General features: G+C 39.9%; 12 protein-coding genes. 2 read left to right on the forward strand and 10 right to left on the reverse strand.

What is annotated here, in order from left to right; all coding sequences use genetic code 11:
- Window position 1 precedes the first annotated feature (1 nt).
- A complete protein-coding gene (locus ACDD58_RS18230; protein ID WP_370778609.1) occupies window positions 2–3550 on the reverse strand; it encodes an HD domain-containing phosphohydrolase in 3549 nt (1182 codons plus the stop codon).
- 274 nt (window positions 3551–3824) lie between these two features.
- Here ACDD58_RS18230 and ACDD58_RS18235 point away from each other — a divergent pair, with 274 nt between their 5' ends.
- The gene (locus ACDD58_RS18235) at window positions 3825–4472 is read left to right on the forward strand and encodes a cyclodeaminase/cyclohydrolase family protein (RefSeq protein ID WP_055195428.1); all 648 of its coding nucleotides are present in this window, start codon (window positions 3825–3827) and stop codon (window positions 4470–4472) included.
- A gap of 80 nt (window positions 4473–4552) precedes the next feature.
- On the forward strand, window positions 4553–5416 hold the full coding sequence (locus tag ACDD58_RS18240; protein ID WP_370778610.1) for a bifunctional 5,10-methylenetetrahydrofolate dehydrogenase/5,10-methenyltetrahydrofolate cyclohydrolase: 864 nt from the start codon (window positions 4553–4555) through the stop codon (window positions 5414–5416).
- A 256-nt stretch (window positions 5417–5672) separates the two neighbouring features.
- Here the strand turns inward: ACDD58_RS18240 and ACDD58_RS18245 are convergent, their stop codons facing one another.
- From ACDD58_RS18245 to ACDD58_RS18285, 9 genes are all read right to left on the reverse strand, one after another.
- On the reverse strand, window positions 5673–6611 hold the full coding sequence (locus ACDD58_RS18245) for a family 43 glycosylhydrolase (RefSeq protein WP_370778611.1): 939 nt from the start codon (window positions 6609–6611) through the stop codon (window positions 5673–5675).
- A 53-nt stretch (window positions 6612–6664) separates the two neighbouring features.
- Window positions 6665–7846: a sialidase family protein gene (locus ACDD58_RS18250; protein WP_370778612.1), complete on the reverse strand. Its 1182-nt coding sequence runs from the start codon at window positions 7844–7846 to the stop codon at window positions 6665–6667.
- Window positions 7847–7850: 4 nt separating this feature from the next.
- A complete protein-coding gene (locus ACDD58_RS18255) occupies window positions 7851–8693 on the reverse strand; it encodes a carbohydrate ABC transporter permease (RefSeq protein WP_370778613.1) in 843 nt (280 codons plus the stop codon).
- 19 nt (window positions 8694–8712) lie between these two features.
- Window positions 8713–9627, reverse strand: coding sequence for a carbohydrate ABC transporter permease (locus ACDD58_RS18260; RefSeq protein WP_370778614.1), 915 nt, complete (start codon window positions 9625–9627; stop codon window positions 8713–8715).
- A gap of 84 nt (window positions 9628–9711) precedes the next feature.
- Window positions 9712–11052 carry an extracellular solute-binding protein gene (locus ACDD58_RS18265; RefSeq protein ID WP_370778615.1) on the reverse strand — a complete coding sequence of 447 codons (1341 nt, stop codon included), beginning with the start codon at window positions 11050–11052 and terminating at the stop codon, window positions 9712–9714.
- A gap of 161 nt (window positions 11053–11213) precedes the next feature.
- Entirely contained in the window at window positions 11214–12203 is a 990-nt protein-coding gene (locus tag ACDD58_RS18270) for a LacI family DNA-binding transcriptional regulator (protein ID WP_370778616.1), read from the reverse strand.
- Between the two features lie 629 nt (window positions 12204–12832).
- Window positions 12833–15139 (reverse strand): GH1 family beta-glucosidase, encoded by a 2307-nt coding sequence (locus ACDD58_RS18275; RefSeq protein WP_370778617.1) that lies wholly within the window; start codon window positions 15137–15139, stop codon window positions 12833–12835.
- A gap of 24 nt (window positions 15140–15163) precedes the next feature.
- Entirely contained in the window at window positions 15164–16282 is a 1119-nt protein-coding gene (locus ACDD58_RS18280; RefSeq protein ID WP_370778618.1) for an SGNH/GDSL hydrolase family protein, read from the reverse strand.
- 146 nt (window positions 16283–16428) lie between these two features.
- Window positions 16429–17478 (reverse strand): electron transporter RnfD, encoded by a 1050-nt coding sequence (locus tag ACDD58_RS18285; RefSeq protein ID WP_370778620.1) that lies wholly within the window; start codon window positions 17476–17478, stop codon window positions 16429–16431.
- Window positions 17479–17632: the final 154 nt, after the last annotated feature.

Below are 17632 nucleotides of genomic sequence, written 5' to 3' on the forward strand. Positions count from 1 at the left end.
CCTACTCCTCCTCTTTTTCCCTGCTATGATCTGCATGTGCATGTTCTTTGTACAGACTGTATATGTCAATCTTTCCATTGTCAATCAGTCCTAACATAACATCGACAAGTCTTGGATCAAACTGCGTTCCCCTTCCATTTTTCAGTTCCTGTATCACATAGGTCATATCCAACTGTTTCCGGTAAACGCGATTCACCGTCATTGCATCAAATGTATCTGCAATTCCGATAATTCTGGCATTGATCGGGATTTCTTCTCCTTTTAACCCGTGCACATATCCTTTTCCATCATATCTTTCATGATGATATAAGGCACCCTCTTCCACATGGTCTACGATTGTGAAACTTTTTAAGATCTCCGCACCTTTTGTCACATGCGATTTCATAATTCCATATTCCTCGTCCGTTAATTTTCCCGGCTTATTTAAAATCCGATCGGGAATACCGATTTTTCCGATATCATGTAAAAGCGCTGCCCTTTTCAGATCCTCACAGCTTTTCTCATCAAACCCAAGTTCTTTTGCGATCAGTACGGAATATTCTGCCACACGCTCAGAATGCTGACTCGTCCTTACATCTTTAGCGTCTACCGTCTTAGCAATCGTAAGTACCGTCTCATTCCCCATTTCCAGCTGCTTTTTTACCAGTTCAATCTCCTTTTTCTGAAGATTGATCACTCTCTGCACCTGTGTATGAAAAATCATCCAGGTCAGATAAGCTACTGCTAACGTAAACACTGCCACTATATAAACCACAAACCACCAGTGATCGTAGATCTCTGCCTTTTTTTCAATGGTATACACACTTTCCACTACCGGATTCTGTCCCTTATGATCCAGCACCGCAATATGAAATTTATAGGTTCCTACCGGAAGATTTGTATAAATCACACTGGACATCTCACTTTGGGACATCACCTGCGGCTCACTGTCATACCCCTCTAAGTAAACACTTACATAAGGGATATTCACGGAATAATTGATAATTTCCGGAAATATCTCAAGCTTTTCTGCTCCCCTTTCCAGATAGATCACCTCTCCACGTCTGACAAAATGCGATACATCATCTATTTTTACGGATTTCATCTGCATACGGTAGGAACGGACAGAAACCTCATAATTTTTAAGATTCATACAAATCACTCCCGTATCTGTGGAAAAATAGAAATTCATATCTTCATCTACATAATTCCATGCATTTGGTGTCAGCGCCCGGTTAAGCCCGGCATCACTGTTTAACAATTTATACTCTAATTCTTTCCCAGACAAAAGATCCTCTTTATCCACAACATAGATCCCCGCTGACCCTGGTATAAACAAAGTATGGTCGATTCCCTCCACAATATCATAATTATTATAATAAGGAAATTTATCAAGACTCCTGATTTTTCCTTCCGTATCCATGTAACAGATTCCATTACTTGTTACAATAAATACACCTCCATCCTCATTTTTCACCATACGGAGGATCACCTCTGAGCTTAATCCATCCTCTTTGTTGTAAACATCATTCACTTTTCCATTTTTTATCACCGCGATTCCATTTCCATCCGTGCCGGCAAATATGGTTCCGTCTTCCTGTTCTAATACACAAAGAATCTTCGGTATCGTAAGTCCATCTGATTCACCGGTCACTTTTGTAATCTCCCCGTCCCGGATAAACGTAAGTCCCGCATCTCCTGCCGCAAGTATCGTTCCGTTTTTTAGTTCTTCGACGGTACGGTATTTATTACCATTTGCCCCACTGGCATTATCATAGACAAAAGTCTCTCCTTTTGCTGTAATCTCATAAATGCCCTTTCCCGTTGTGCAGATCCACAAGTTTCCACAGCTGTCTGTCCGAAGACATCGTATTCTTGTGCCAGCTAAGGTTTCCGTAATATCATCCGTATATTCTTCTCCGGTTTCTTCATCCATTACCTCTAATCCACTGTCCGTTCCTATATAAAACCTGTTCTGCCATTTCGTAACTGAATTAACAACCTGATTTTCCTGTATAGCTCCTGTCTGTAACAATGTAAATACTGACTTACATAAACGAAGAACGCCAAGCCTTGATGATGTAAACCAGAGATTTCCCTGATAATCCATCAGCATATGATCAATCGAACTGTTAAATGTATCTGTATTTATCATTTTAAAATCTGTCCGTTCCACAAAATATCCCACTCCGTTATCGGCACAGACAAACATGGCTCCGTTATCTAAAAAATACAGCGACTTTATATTGGATAATTCTTCACAGCCTTTCGTTTCCCTGTATTTCCACTCTCCCGTATCACAGCCATAGCAAAGTATCTCATTCTGTGAAGTTCCGGCATACAAAAGTCCGTTTTCATCAAACTTACAGCAGGAAAAATCAGCTCCCTCGGATGGCTCCACAATATCCATGATCTTTCCCTGCCTGATAAAATACAGTTTTCCATCATCGGTTACCGCTGCAACTGTTCCATTTTCATCTGCATCCATACTTTTTACATACACAATATCTTCCATCGTCTTTTTCACATTTAACCCACCTGCTAATGTGACAATGGAAAGTGCCCCGGCTGTTCCAACATAATAATTTCCATCTGCGCACTGTGTAATACAGCGCACCGAATCCGATGCAAGTCCCTGTTTTTCAGTAATAACATTTGCAACCGTATCATTGATAAAGATGGAAAGTCCGCTGTCATTCGTTCCAACCCACAGTCTGCCTTCCTCATCCGTATACAGGCAGTTCACGGTTTTTATCGATTCATATTCATTGATCCATTGAAATTTTGTGCCATTATACCGGTACAGCCCGCCATATGTTCCAATCCATAAAACGCCATCCTTCGTCTGCACAATATCATTGGCACATCCACCCGGTATTCCATTTTCCCTGCCATAAACAGTCTGAAGATAACTACTGTAATCTTCCTGTTCTGTAACTGTTTTTGCCGTTACTGTCTCTCCCCGGATCATGCCAAGCACCAATATACAAAGAAACATCATGAGCAAAGTATGCTGTCTTTTAGATACAATTTTCTTCTGAACCAATTTTATAAGAGAAAATACTAAGACGATCGTTATAACCTTATCAAGAAAATCAAGATAAAACTGTCCCATACAGTGACTGAAAAAGCTGTTGAATCCAACTTTTTCCATAGACTCAATAACACCGTCTCCCCAGATATTCTGCGTAGAACCATCACAATACAGATAATTAAGCGGGACAGAAAGTGTCACCGATAAAACCGCTATTAAAAAACTTGTTGAAAGTACTCCATAAAGATTTTTTAAAAATCCTTTTTTCACACATATGCCGGTCGTTATGCCGACCATAGCACTGACCACTGCGTAAAACATATTTGTCCAGGAATATAAAATCCCATAGGTAAGATTTACCGTCATCCCGACCATAGCTCCACAGAAAGGTCCCAGCACATACGCTGCCGTTACTGTTCCAAAAGAATCAAGCCACAACGGCATCTGCAGTCTGTCAGACAAAATCCTGCCGGCAAAATTTACCACTATACATCCAAGTACAAACGTGCTGATCACATACCATTTTTTATTTTTCATAACCTTTTCCTCATATGTACATCAATAACACAGGTGCTATTGCTTTATCCCAGGGTAACTCTACTAATATTTTAACAAAAACCTGTAAAAAGACAACTGTTTCCGTTGATTTCATACATTAATTTTTTAATGTGCGAAAGTACCGGGCTACAGGATTTCTATTTCATTTAAAATTACAATATGTTAGAATAAAGCAATCACTGTAACTTATCGAATGAAAATGGTAAAAAAATACCGTACAGGTATGGAGAATAATGTGCAATGGAGGAATATCATGGAACATCAGACAAATTCATGCTTTACAGATTATTCCTGTAAAGATTTTATCACCGTTTTATCCGGCAAGTCTCCGGTTCCGGGAGGCGGAGGTGCCGCTGCCCTCGCCGGCGCAATCGGTATCGCTCTTGGAAATATGGTCGGGAGTCTTACCGTTGGAAAAAAGACCTATGCCGCTGTGGAAGAGGATATCATTCAATGTAAGAAAAAAGCAGACGACATCACAGCACGGCTTTTAGATCTCGTGGAAAAAGACGCCGAAGCTTTTGAACCGTTAAGTGCCGCCTACGGCATGCCAAAAAGCACACCGGAAGAAATTGAAAAAAAGGCAGAAGTAATGGAAGCCGCCTTAGTGGGAGCCTGCGAAGTTCCACTTGAGATCATGCGGACCTGCGCAGAGGCGATCGATCTGATTGAAACCTTTGCCGAAAAGGGCAGTAAAATTGCCATCAGCGATGCCGGTGTCGGCGCCACGCTGCTAAAATCTGCTCTTCAGGGGGCATCCTTAAATATCTACATCAACACAAAATCCATGGCTGACAAAGAAGTTGCCGCTTCCTATAATAAGGAAGCTGATGAACTGCGTGAAAAATACGAACAGAAGGCTGACGAGATTTTCAATCGGGTCTGCTCAAAAATCAGATAAACATGGATTGTACATTTTCTCAAACAATCTATGTGCAAAAATAAAAACAGAGATACAAACTTGTAAAAATGGAGGTACCAATGGCTAAATTATTATTAGGAAAAGAAGTTACCGCTTCCTTAAATGAAGAAATCCGAAAAAAAACAGAACTGCTCACTGCACATCACATCACACCAAAACTCGGCATCATCCGCATTGGAGAAAGAGAAGATGACATTTCTTACGAGCGCGGGGCCACCAAACGATGCGAAACACTCGGTGTTGCCTACGAAAAGTTTCTGCTTCCGGAAAATGCCTCAGAGGAAATGGTTTTAAATACGATCGCACAGGTAAACGAAGCAGATGACATTCACGGCGTATTACTCTTCCGCCCTCTGCCTCGTCACTTAAATGAAAATAAGATCATCAATGCACTCGCGGCAGAAAAGGACATCGACGGCATTACTGACCGTTCCATGGCTTCTGTTTTTCTCGGAAAACAGGGTGGTTTCGCACCATGCACACCGAGTGCCTGCATGAAGATTTTAGATCATTATAGCATCGACTGCACCGGTAAAAAAGCGGTTGTAATCGGCAGAAGCCCTGTCGTTGGAAAACCAGCCGCCATGATGCTGCTTCAGAAAAATGCAACCGTAACTATCTGTCACACGAAAACTACAGATATGCCATCCGTTGTAAAAGAAGCAGACATCGTGATCGTTGCTGCCGGGAGAGCCGGTGTCATCGACGCAAAATATCTGCGTGCCGGTCAGACTGTCATTGACGTAGGGATCAACGTAAACGAGGAGGGCAAACTCTGCGGCGATGTAAACTTCGCCGACGCAGAACCTGTTGTGGATGCGATCACTCCTGTTCCGGGCGGTGTCGGAAGTGTCACAACCTCCGTACTGGTTGAGCACGTTGTGGATGCCGCTCTCCTAAAGGCTGGATTAGACATCTTATAATTGTGCTGCACCAGTACATCATTTTTCTAAATAGCAACAGGTCACTGCACTAGAAAAAAGTCTCAACGCAGGCATAGCTTTCTACGTTGAGACTTTAAATCTATTCTCCAATCACAACTTTACAGTCCTTTTTATAGCCTAATGTCGCTCGAAAAAAGTCTGAATATATTACTGCTCTTGCTTGCTAAAAGTGGAATAACTGTTGTCTCAACATTATAAACCGGCAACTTTCGTGTTTTCACATGCTTCCTCTTTTTTAATACATAATTTCCATTCCTTTATCTGTCCATTTTACTTTTCCTAACATTGCGTGTCTGTTAGGATCATACAGCGGATTATCGCACAATAGTTTATCTGTTGTACGTGCATGAAAAACAATGATATCCTCGTTCTTTTCATTTTTTGTAAATGAATTATGCCCCGGTCCGTACAGTTTTCTTTCTGGATTGCTTTTTAATAAAGGTGTTCTTTTTTTCTCCCAGTTATGTGGATCCAATAGATTATCTTTTATATTTGCTTCCAGAAGTCCTACACAATATGCAGGACTGGTATCACTTGCACTATATGTAAGATATATTTTATCTTCATGTGTCACAACTGCCGGTCCTTCGTTTACCCAGAATCCATGACGTTCCCACTCGTAATCCGGTGTGCTTAATAACACCTGTGCGGTTGAAAGTGTATTTGCACTTTCCATTTTTGCTATATAGAGATTTGATATTTGTTCGCCTGCCCCTACTTTTTCAGCCCACACATAATACCACTCTTTATTCACACAAAATACTGTCGCATCAAGAGAAAAAGCTTCAAATGAAAACTTGTCATCAGATGCTCTTTTCATTTTTCCAAGCTCAACCCACTCATCGTTCATTGGATCACTTCCCGTGCATTTTAACACATATGGTCTGAGTTTCCATATGTCATCAACATCACTTGCTGCAAAATAAAGATACCATCCTCCAAACAAATAATGCAATTCCGGTGCCCAGACATGAAAGCTCATTTCTCCTTTTTCATGCTTTTTCCAAATGGTTTTTTCTTCCGCTTCTTTCAATCCGTCAAGCGTATCCGCTTCCCTTAATACAATCCGATCATATTCCGGAACGGAAGCAGTAAAATAATATTTTCCTCCATGCTCATTTGTCACATATGGATCTGCTCGCTGTGCGATCCATGGCTCTACATATTCTCTCATTTATTTCATGCCCTCTCTTTTAAGTTTCCATTCCTGACAAAAATATCCTGTACCTACAATCTTTCATACATATCCGCCACGACTGCTGAAATCATTGCCTTATTTGAGGACATATTAACCGGACAAAGATTCAGTAATTTTCTTTTCCCACAAATCGGAACCAGGCACTGACTATATCCAGTAAATCCATAATGATTGTCTACAGACAGTAATTCATCCATTTCTTCCCAAAATCCTTCTCCACCACAGGAATTTGCAACAATATGCGAAAATCCTCTGCCCGAAATAAGAATCGTTCCTTCTTTTCCACCATATGGAACCCATGTAACATACGGTGTTCCGGAAATATAACTTCCGTTTGCAGCTATAACTGGATTACCTATAAAATCTGATTCCCCCCAGTCGTCTAAAAAATCTGAAATTCTAAAATAAACCGGCACTCTGTCCTGATTCACCATTTCGTAAACCATAATATATTTATTTCCTGCTATCTTTGCGATTACCGGCATACCAGGTCTTAACAAGCCATCTGAAAAAGCAATGTCTACTACTGCCTCACTCCATGTCTGACCGCCATCTGTAGATTTTTTGTGAAATAAAGCCTGATTATAGTTCTCGGAATCCAAATATTGCTCGTCTGAATAAAAACAATACAGCACACCCTTCTCATCAGTAATTAAGAATGGTTCCCACACCGGCCGCTTTTCATCCGTCTTCATATCCACATCTGCCCTGCCGCCAGTTACGATCTCACTTAAATATTCCCATGATTGCCCACAATCATTGCTTTTATATAACCTCAATGACGTAGAAGAAAAGTCATCCGGTATGATATTTCCTGCACATAAGATTGTTCCTTCTGTAAGTTTCCCACTATCACACGGCATTTCATACAAATGTGGCTGATATCTACAACCATATTGATTTTCTTTATCTTCAACCTGTCCTACCTGTTTCCAGTTTCCCGCATTATCATTGCTCTCGTAAATAGGAAATACTGGTGTTTTATATGTATAACATTCAAATGTTGCCAATATTTTCCCATTGTGTTCTCCATTGTGTTCAAGAACAATTGCTCTCGGATACATTGCTCCTGGTTCACGCTCTTCATGATCCGGGCAATATACAACGCTCGTATTTCTTTTTTTTAACTGAATTGCACTAAATGAATCTTCCTTTAATAAAAATCCTCCGAACGGAGCATATAAACTGTCATGATAACTTATATTTTTCATATATTTATTCCTTTAATCCTGCACTTACTTGACCTTCAACAAAATACTTCTGACCGAAAATATATATAATAAGCATCGGTATTAATGATATTGCACCACCTGCAAATGCTGGTCCATATTCTATTGTATGTGAACCGACAAACATCGCCAATCCGTTTGCAATTGTTCTCATATTTGCAGAGCTTGTAATAATTAATGGCCATAACAAATCGTTCCAGTTTCCGTTTATGTTTAAAATAATAAATGTAACTAAAGCCGGTTTGATCTGTGGTGTCATAATTCTTAAAAAGATGCCAAATTCTCCAAGTCCATCAATTCTTGCTGCTTCTTCCAGTTCTTTTGGAAGCTGCTGATACGATGATCTCATAAGAAATATCCAATATGCCGATGCAATTCTTGGAATAATTAATCCAGCATAGTTATCATACATTCCAAGGGAATGTACTTCCAGAAATAATGGGATCATAATAACCTGAAATGGAATCATCATAGTTGCCAGAAATAAAAGAAAAATCACATTTTTCCCTTTAAAATCATACCTTGCAAATGCATATCCTGCCAGGCAGTTTACTATAAGAGAAGGAATTGTTGTCCCAATTGCGTAAATAGCAGAATTCTTTATATATTTCCACATATCAATACGCATAAATAATTTATTAAAATTTTCAATTGTAAAGCTATGTACAAAAAATGTCGGTGGATAACTAATAATTTCTGAATCCTGTTTAAACGCACCGAGAATCATCCATATAATCGGTACCAACATGCAAAACGCCAGAAATACAAGTATACATGTGATAATAATTTTGCCAATGGCTTTATCTATACTCAATTTTTTTAACTTCATTACTGTGCCCTCCCTATGATCAATTCTCTGTTTTTACCATAATTATGTATTGAATAATTGTGATAACCATGATAATAAGGAAAAGGAACTCTGACATTGCTGTAGCATATCCCATTCTGTTACCCATATCAAATGCCCGTTCATATACATAGGTCACCAATGTTTCTGTTGTATGATTTGGTCCACCGTCAGTCAACATGAAAATAAGATCAAATACCTGTAATGATCCTATAACTCTTGTCATAAGAAGAAACCAGAATGATGGCATTATGTTAGGAAGTGTAATGGAAAAGAATTGTCTGATCTTTCCTGCTCCATCTAACTCAGACGCTTCGTAGTAGGAAACCGGGACATTCTGCATTGCTGATATAAGAATTACAGTTGATATGCCAAAGCTTCTCCAGACAGATACGAGCACAACAACAATCAGTGTTAAACCTGGCGTGTTCAACAGATTTACTTTTCCAAAACCTAAAAGTTTTAACCAGTACGATACAATACCTATATTGGAATGTAATATAATCTGGAACATAATACCTATCGCTGTAGATGAACAAACAACAGGAATAAAATAAATGCTTCTGAAAACTTTATTCCAAAAAGTATTTTCCTTTAATATTGCCGACATGATCAATCCAATAATCATCTGAGCCGGTACTTCTGTTGCTGTAAAAAGAAGTGTAACTTTTAAACTATTAAAAAATCTTGCATCTGAAAGAATCGCCTTAAAATTATCCAATCCTACAAATTTAGCTGTATCAAATGAAACTTTCATATCCAATGTACTGATATAAAATGAAGAAATCAGTGGATATATGTTAAACATAATAAGCAAAATAAATGCCGGCAAAATAAACACATAAGGTGCCATTTTTGTTTTATTAGGTAACCGGAATGAATTTTTACTTATTTCTTTTTGCGAATATGTTTTCATTTTTTATCTCCTAAAATCATCATCCTGATAAAAGAATCGCGGAAGACCCCTAATGCTTCTTCCGCGCCTTTTTAAAACAACCGCTTATTTCACAAGAGCATCATCGCCTGCATAATTTTTAACGATTTCTTCACATGTTTCCTGTGCAGTAGCCATTGCTTCGTCAATTGGTGTATCAAAAACAACTGATTCTGTCATTGTTGAAACTACACCGATTGTTTCAGCCCATCCCGGAAACTCAGGATCTGTCACGATCCAGATTGACTCATTCGAATTATCATCTAATGACAATGCTGCCAGTTTTTCATCATTCTTATAAGCATCAGTATCAGCAAGTGGAAGATAAGCTGTAGGGAATCCTAACTCTGTTGACCATACACCTGCACCTGTTTCCTCAATTGGTGTTCCTTCATTTCCTGTGTACCACCATTCAATAAATTTCTCTGCTGCAACTTTTTCTTCTTCTGATGCACTGCTTGTAATAAAGAATCCTGCAACATCTCCTACAGGTTCTTTTCCAAAAATCTTTGTCATACCAAAGTTAATACCGGCATCCTTTGCACCTGCAGCATGCCAAGGACCATTTACCATAAGTCCAATCTGACCTGCATTGAACATTGATTCAATTCCATTATCAGCAGGGTTATCTCCTGAATCAAATTCTCCCTTCATCCATTCGAGATACTGTTTTACACCATCGTTATCTTTAATATTGACTGACCATTTTCCATCATCAGCTTTGGTTACTAATCTTCCTGAAAGCATCTGCATCATACACATTTCATGATTACCAAAACTCATAATAAGACCGGAACCATATACATTTTTACTCTCGTCTGTAATCTTACTTGCCATTTCTGTCCACTCTTCGTAATTCTGTGGAGGAGTTTCCGGATCCAGACCGGCTGCTTCAAATAAATCCTTATTCCAGTATAAATAATACATTGAATTCTGGAATGGAATACTGTATAAATCATCGTCGATCTTCATTGCACTCATTGCATTTTCATTGAAATCAGCTTCTTTGAGGCTTGTATTTTCCCAGATATCATTCATATCTAATAAATATTCCTGGTATCCAAATCTATCCGCTGCACCAAGTAAAACGAGTGGTGCTGCTTCACCTGTTGGTAAAGACGTTGATAATTTTTCTGCAAAAGAAGAAGAAATATCCATATTGACTGTAATTCCGTATGGATTTGTCTTATTAAACTCATCCACTTTTGCGATCAGTGTCTCGCCATCAGATCCTGTCCATGAATTCCAGAAATCAATTGTGATCGGTTTTGCTCCGCTCTCTGTATTTCCGGTATTATTTTCCGGAGTCACGTTATTTGATGCTACATCCCCTTTTGATGATCCGCATCCGGCAAGTGAACCAACTGCCATTATTGTTGCTAATAAAACCGCCCATCTTCTCTTCATTTTAATTCCTCCTCATAAATGAATATTTATTTGCGGATACGTATCCGCTACAATTGGATTATAAATCCATTTATTAAAGATAGTCAATAGAAAAGTGTGCAAATCATTTTTTTTGTATAATTTGCACACTTCTCAATTTCTTATTTTGTTTATATTTTAATTTATAAAGTATCGCCCTCTACAATATGTACGTCTATGCATGTCCTCGATTCAACTTTTTCTCCATTGCACATTTTTACCATAATATCACCTGCTTGTCTGCCTATTTCTTCTACGTTATTATTCACTGAGGTAAGATTAACATTGAATGTTTCCAGTAATTCTGAATGGTCAAACGTCATAATGCCATAATCCTGTCTTGCTTTTTTTCCGATATTCATCAAATCATTGATTACTTTAAATGCAAATACTTCTCCCGAACATAAAATCGCCGGTTTTTCTATTTCTTTATTTTCAAATACAGTTTTAACTTGTTGAACATAATCAGTGCCATGAATAATGATTGGCTGTATATTATGATTTCCAGTCACTTCGAGAATACCCTCTAACCTTTTATGATGACCAAAATTATACTGCCCATCTTTGTCATATAAAGTTGGTACAACAAATACTATGTCTTTATAGCCTTTATTAATGATATATTCAGCAGCAACTTTTCCTGCCTGTCTCTCATCATTTCCTACACACGGAATCGGACAATTTTCCACTTCATCAAGACCTAACAGGCAACCGTTCGTATGTAATTTTTCTATCATGTCAAGTAGACTTTTCCCCTTATTTATTGGATTAAATATTATTCCATCCACGTGGTTGCCCTGAAGCATACTGACAATATTTTTCTCAAGATTTTTGTTATCTTCATGCAGCTGGATGTTCAAAATATATCCTTGTTTTGAAACCTGTTCTGCCAATGCATTACATAATCTCGGATAATATTGATTATCAAAAAATGGCACGATCATTCCAATTGTCATGCTTCTGCCTGATACTAAAGTTCTCGCAACTAAATCCGGCTGATAATTTAATTCCAGTGCTTTATCCAGAATTTTCTTTTTTGTTTCTGCGTTAATCCTTCCATTATTATGCAATGCTCGTTGCACGGTCGATAGCGAAACTCCACATTCCCTTGCCAAATCCTTTGTTGTAATCAAAATGATCTTCCCCCCAATTCATTTTGTTCAGAACGCTTAAATATACTGACCTTTTCTGATTATAACACAAACTTTTTTATTATCTCTATATTTTTAAGTAAAAGTTTCCTATTACATTGAAAAATAGGCTTCGCCTATTCAACTCCCCTGCCCCTCAATCTGTTATTGCCTTATTACGGAGGGGGCTTCTCTGACGATGGGTTTTGGCGTGTCGTTAAGCATTTCAACTATACACTTCTTCGCAAGTCTTTCCAGACCGCTCTTCTGAACGAAATGGAAAAACATATCGGTCCTTCCTTTAAAAAGACAAAAGCTCTCATTTACAAAAAAGACTCTAATGGCTTCTATGTTTATGCCAAACCTAACCTTTCCAATACCCAGACTGTTAAGAACATGTCGGATTCAGACCTTTTGGATATGCACTATTTTCTAACTGAAGATGATGACTGGAATGGTGATGAACCGGAAGAAGGTTTCTATATAGACCTCTTTCAGTAATCGCCTTGTTCTTGTGCCCGCCTTTATGCGGGCATTTTTATTATAGATTCCTCCGGAAGGAGGAATTTCCTATTATCAAAAAAATCCGCAGGTGCGCTCTCACATCCTGCGGATTTTTCATATCAAAATAATTATTTTACAGTAGAAACAATCAGGCTCATTTTTCCCTTCATCTCAACTTTACCATATCCGTTTGGAAGAATAAAGTGATCGCCCTTCTTCACCGGACTGCTTCCTACGATACCATCTCCCTCTAAAACGGATACCAGAAGGAACGGATACTTCTGCTCAAATTCCATCTTTCCATTTACGTCTGCCTTAAAGATCGTATAATATTTGCAGGAATACAGTTCATTCAACTGATTTTCCGGCAGATTCAATGCGGATTTTACACTGTCATCCACGGATTTTGCCGGAACTGTGATAACATCAATACTCTTTTCTACATGCAGTTCCCTCGGCTTTCCGTTAGAGAGACGGTCATAATCGTACACACGGTATGTGATATCACTGTTCTGCTGTGTCTCTAAGATCAAAAGACCACCCTTAATTGCGTGAACAGTGCCCGGATCGATCTGGATAAAATCACCTTTTTTCACCGGAATCTCACGGATAAATTCTTTCCATCTTCCCTGATGGATCATATCGGAAAGTTCTTCTTTCGTCTTTGCATTATGTCCGATGACAAGTGTTGCTCCCTCCGGTGCATCCATGATATACCAGCACTCCGTCTTTCCAAAAGAACCATTTTCATGCACTTTTGCATAATCATCATTTGGATGTACCTGGATACTTAAATCGTCTCTTGCATCAATGATCTTCGTGAGAAGCGGGAAACGGTCACAGTCGTAATTGCCGAACACTTCCGGATGTTCTTTCCATACAGCAGATAACTTCATGCCGGAAAATGCGCCGCTTCGAACGGTTCCGTCTCCGTTTGGATGTGCGGAGATGCCCCAGCACTCGCCGATGTCATCACCCTCTACCGGATAGCCGAACTCCTCTCTTAACTTTGTACCGCCCCAGATATTGTGCGTACATACCGGGTCTAAAAATAAAATATCTTTATTTGCCTGATTCATACTAAGTATTCCTCCATTCATTTCTATTACTTTCTGATACCAGAATGCCGAATCCTTTACAATGCGCTGCTGCGTTGTAAAGTCTACATAAATGATGCCAAAACGCTGTTTGTATCCATCGGACCACTCAAAATTATCAAGAAATGTCCACAGGAAATATCCCCTTACATCTGCACCTTCATCGCTTGCACGCTGCATGGCTCCGATATAGGAATCCAGAAACGTGATACGGTTTGGATCATGCACCCTGCCATCTGCGCTGATATTATCATGACAGGACATGCCGTTTTCCGTGATGTAAAGCGGCAATGGATAACGCTCTGTCAGAAATTTTATACCATAATAAAAAGCTTCCGGCGTTACCGGCCAGTCTGCTCCTGTCTTAGGAAATCCCGGTTCACGGTCCACAAATTCCGGTTCACCGTTCTCTCCTGCACGGACATAGTAACCATTGTATATATTCTGTCCCATAAAATCAAGCGGCTGATGGATCAGCTTCATATCTTCTTCCGTGATCTCTGGCAGATACTGCGCAAATTTCTCCAATCCTTCTTTCGGATAATGCCCTAAAAATACAGGATCCGAAAACCATGCTACATTCCAGGTCCAGTTATCCATCGGATTATAGAAACCAAAATATACTTTTTTCGCAGCTTCAATGTCCTCCGGTTTATCCGTATAAGGATAAGCGACACCTCCGGTCGGTGCGTAGCCGACTTTGATATCCCGGACTGCATATTTACGCAAATTGATAACAGCCTGGCCATGTGCCTTCATCAGATTGTGTGCGATCTGGAAAGTATCTTTGATTGACATTTTTACTCCCGGTGCATGTACACCGCTTAAATGTCCAAGTCCAACCACACACTGCGGCTCATTGATCGTAATGAAATACTCACAGATATCGGAAAAGTTCTCTGCAACGACTTTGGCATATTCCCCGAACCAGTCTATCACCTCTGGATTTAACCAGCCTCCTTTTTCATAAAGAGCCTGCGGAAACTCCCAGTGAAACATGGTAATATATGGCATGATCCCATTTTCTTTCATACATGTGATCATATCACGGTACATCCGGATCGCTTTTTCATTGACACGTCCGGTTCCTTGCGGCAGAATACGTGCCCAGTTTAATGAAAAACGATATGCCTTGATACCAAGATTTTTCATCAGCGCGTAATCTTCCTTATAATGATGCATATGATCGCAGGTCGTATACGCATTCTGATTTTCATATATCCTGCCTGCCTCCGTAAATGCATCCCAGACGTTTTTTCCTCTTCCATCGTTTGCGTCAGTTCCCTCTACCTGATAAGAACTGCTCGCAACACCCCAAACAAAATCATCCCGAAACATATTTTCTTTTCCTTTCCCAGTGAGCTATTTTTCAGAGGAACCAATGACAGAAACCAGATAAAACGGCACCGCATCATCCTCATGTGTCTCTACCAGACGGACTTCCACCTTATGTACTTTATTTTCTACATGTTCTAAGATAGTGTCAAGCTCTAATTTATCGCCCCATGTCTCATCAAAGTTTGCATCCAGACGAACTGCATGATCCGTGTCCCCATCTACGATGATCTCTGCGACCGGTGCCGGAAGTTTTACGGATTTCCGGTACTGCACCGAAACATTACAGCCTTCAATATCAAATGTGATCGAATCACCTTTCTTTGAAGCAGTCCATCCATGTTTGAAACAGTCCGTGATATCTCTCTGCGCAGATGTATCTGCCACAAATCCACTGCAGACTGCCTTTTCATCGTTGTTCTGATGACGGATGGATTTTTCATAAGTATTTTTTGTAAGAGGTGCCGGATAATCCGGTTCACTCAGTTCCTTTACATCTTCTGTTCTTACTTTGTCCAGAAAATAGGTAATAACTGATGCCACAAGTGCATGTCCGGCATCATTCGGATGCAGGTCATCCGGTGTGATATCACGGTTTTCAATATGTCCGCTAACAACCTCCGGATAGATCGTGCTCTGCATGCTGACAGCCGGAAGATCATAATGTCTTGCAATACGTCCGTGCATCAGCTGGGCATTTCCACCATTATTGTAAAATACATTATGCACCAAAAGAACTGCCGGTTTTGTTTTACTGGTATATACCTTGCGCACCAGTCCCTCATATGTTTCCATAAAATGCTCCGTGCTCTCATCATTGACAGAAAACTCAATGATCACAAAATCCGGCTCCCTCGAGAGCAGGTCATCTTCTGCACGTGCCACACCAAATTGTGATGTCGTTCCACCGATTCCTGCATTAATATAAGTAAAATCTGTCTGTGGGAATGTCTTTTTCCACCACTCATAAACATGATATGCATAACAGAGTTCCGGTTTGGTGGAAAGACTTCCCTGGGTGATTGAACCTCCTAAGAATGCAATGTTTAATGGTTCGCCGGCTTTTGCGCGGTCCATAACTTTTTTTAAGCGGTATAAGTTGCCGTGGTTGGCAATGCCGTTTTCGTATTTGATCTGATATTCCATGTTGATGTTCTCCTTTTTGGATATTTTGGGGGCAAAACTTGTTTTAGATTCATGAACGTTTCGAGCTGGGGAGCAATTTGTTAATCACCAAATTTGAATACACTCTATTTGGTTTCAGCATCATATTTTGCAAATGACATGTTTTATTAATCTTCCCAGATTTCATCTCCGAGTGATGTAATATATGCTACAAGTTCGTCCGACATCTGCTCTGCCTCCGGGATACGGATATGTCCAGGTGTGCCGGAGCCATTTTTCGTGTAGAGGAAGTGATGAACTCTGCTGCTTCCAATACGGGTGCAGACTTCATCGATGGAGCGGTCCCAGTTTTTATCATGACACAGGATCGTGGTAGCTAAAATGATCTGTGCTTTTGGATATAGTTCCATCAGTTTTCCGATAAATGCCTGGTAATGTTTTCTCCAGTTTTCGGATTTTTCACTGTCGTAATCTTCTGCCATATAGTCTACCGGATGATTATCGTTTTGTCCGATCGCGACAACGACTACATTCGGGATATATTGGGAAAAATCCCACTGTTTTGTCGGTCCGAGATCCGGGTGGTATTCGATCTTATCATAGCAGGATTCAACACCTTTATAATGAGGTGCGGCAAACCAGCCGGTATCATCTAAAAGTGATATTCCACCCTGTGACGTATCATGGATCTGTGCATTTAATTTGCGCGCCGTCATCCATGCATAGGAATACCAACTGTTTGAGTATTGCCCATCATGCTCCGGGTCCGGTTTTCCGGCATATTCCACAGCCTCTGAAACCTCTCCGCAGGAAACACTGTCACCGAAAATTTCCATTTTACGTTTTGGTTTTTCCGGCAGTGCCAGCACTTTAGCTCCATCATCGATCTCAAATCCGTAAAATGTAAATGTATGACAGGAATCCATCCTCTTAAATAAAAGCAGTTCATGTGTTCCTTCCGGCAGGTTCTCCGCTAAAGTATAAGTCTTTTTCTCCTCATCGGACGATAAGGTAAAACGCTTCTGTTCCCCGTCTATAAAATATCCCAGCTCATTCGTCCAGCAGGAACGGTGGTTTACGATCACTGCCTTTAAGGATGTTCCGGTAAATTTCATTCCGATTGAACTGCACGCATAGACAAGAACCGGTGCAAGTCTGTCATCAAAATCAATTCTTCCACTGTAAGATAACATTTCATTGTCTGGTTTAATTATCATGTTCTGAGTTCCCCTCCAAAAATTAAATATGTAAGCAGACTGCCCGCTCCGCGGACATTCCATTATGATAAAATGCACGTTCTGCGGACACTCCATCACACGTTTCATGAATTACGCAACAAGGCTGCCGCAATTTTCATTGCACCTGGCAGCC

Origin of the sequence: Roseburia sp. (genome assembly GCF_041325975.1) — a bacterium.
GTDB classification, from domain to species: domain Bacteria; phylum Bacillota; class Clostridia; order Lachnospirales; family Lachnospiraceae; genus Roseburia; species Roseburia rectibacter.

Bases quoted from the DNA above. Each gene is read 5' to 3' on its own strand.
- ACDD58_RS18230 (WP_370778609.1), bottom strand. From the start codon at position 3,550: ATGAAAAATAAAAAATGGTATGTGATCAGCACGTTTGTACTTGGATGT.
- ACDD58_RS18235 (WP_055195428.1), top strand. From the start codon at position 3,825: ATGGAACATCAGACAAATTCATGCTTTACAGATTATTCCTGTAAAGAT.
- ACDD58_RS18240 (WP_370778610.1), top strand. From the start codon at position 4,553: ATGGCTAAATTATTATTAGGAAAAGAAGTTACCGCTTCCTTAAATGAA.
- ACDD58_RS18245 (WP_370778611.1), bottom strand. From the start codon at position 6,611: ATGAGAGAATATGTAGAGCCATGGATCGCACAGCGAGCAGATCCATAT.
- ACDD58_RS18250 (WP_370778612.1), bottom strand. From the start codon at position 7,846: ATGAAAAATATAAGTTATCATGACAGTTTATATGCTCCGTTCGGAGGA.
- ACDD58_RS18255 (WP_370778613.1), bottom strand. From the start codon at position 8,693: ATGAAGTTAAAAAAATTGAGTATAGATAAAGCCATTGGCAAAATTATT.
- ACDD58_RS18260 (WP_370778614.1), bottom strand. From the start codon at position 9,627: ATGAAAACATATTCGCAAAAAGAAATAAGTAAAAATTCATTCCGGTTA.
- ACDD58_RS18265 (WP_370778615.1), bottom strand. From the start codon at position 11,052: ATGAAGAGAAGATGGGCGGTTTTATTAGCAACAATAATGGCAGTTGGT.
- ACDD58_RS18275 (WP_370778617.1), bottom strand. From the start codon at position 15,139: ATGTTTCGGGATGATTTTGTTTGGGGTGTTGCGAGCAGTTCTTATCAG.
- ACDD58_RS18280 (WP_370778618.1), bottom strand. From the start codon at position 16,282: ATGGAATATCAGATCAAATACGAAAACGGCATTGCCAACCACGGCAAC.
- ACDD58_RS18285 (WP_370778620.1), bottom strand. From the start codon at position 17,478: ATGATAATTAAACCAGACAATGAAATGTTATCTTACAGTGGAAGAATT.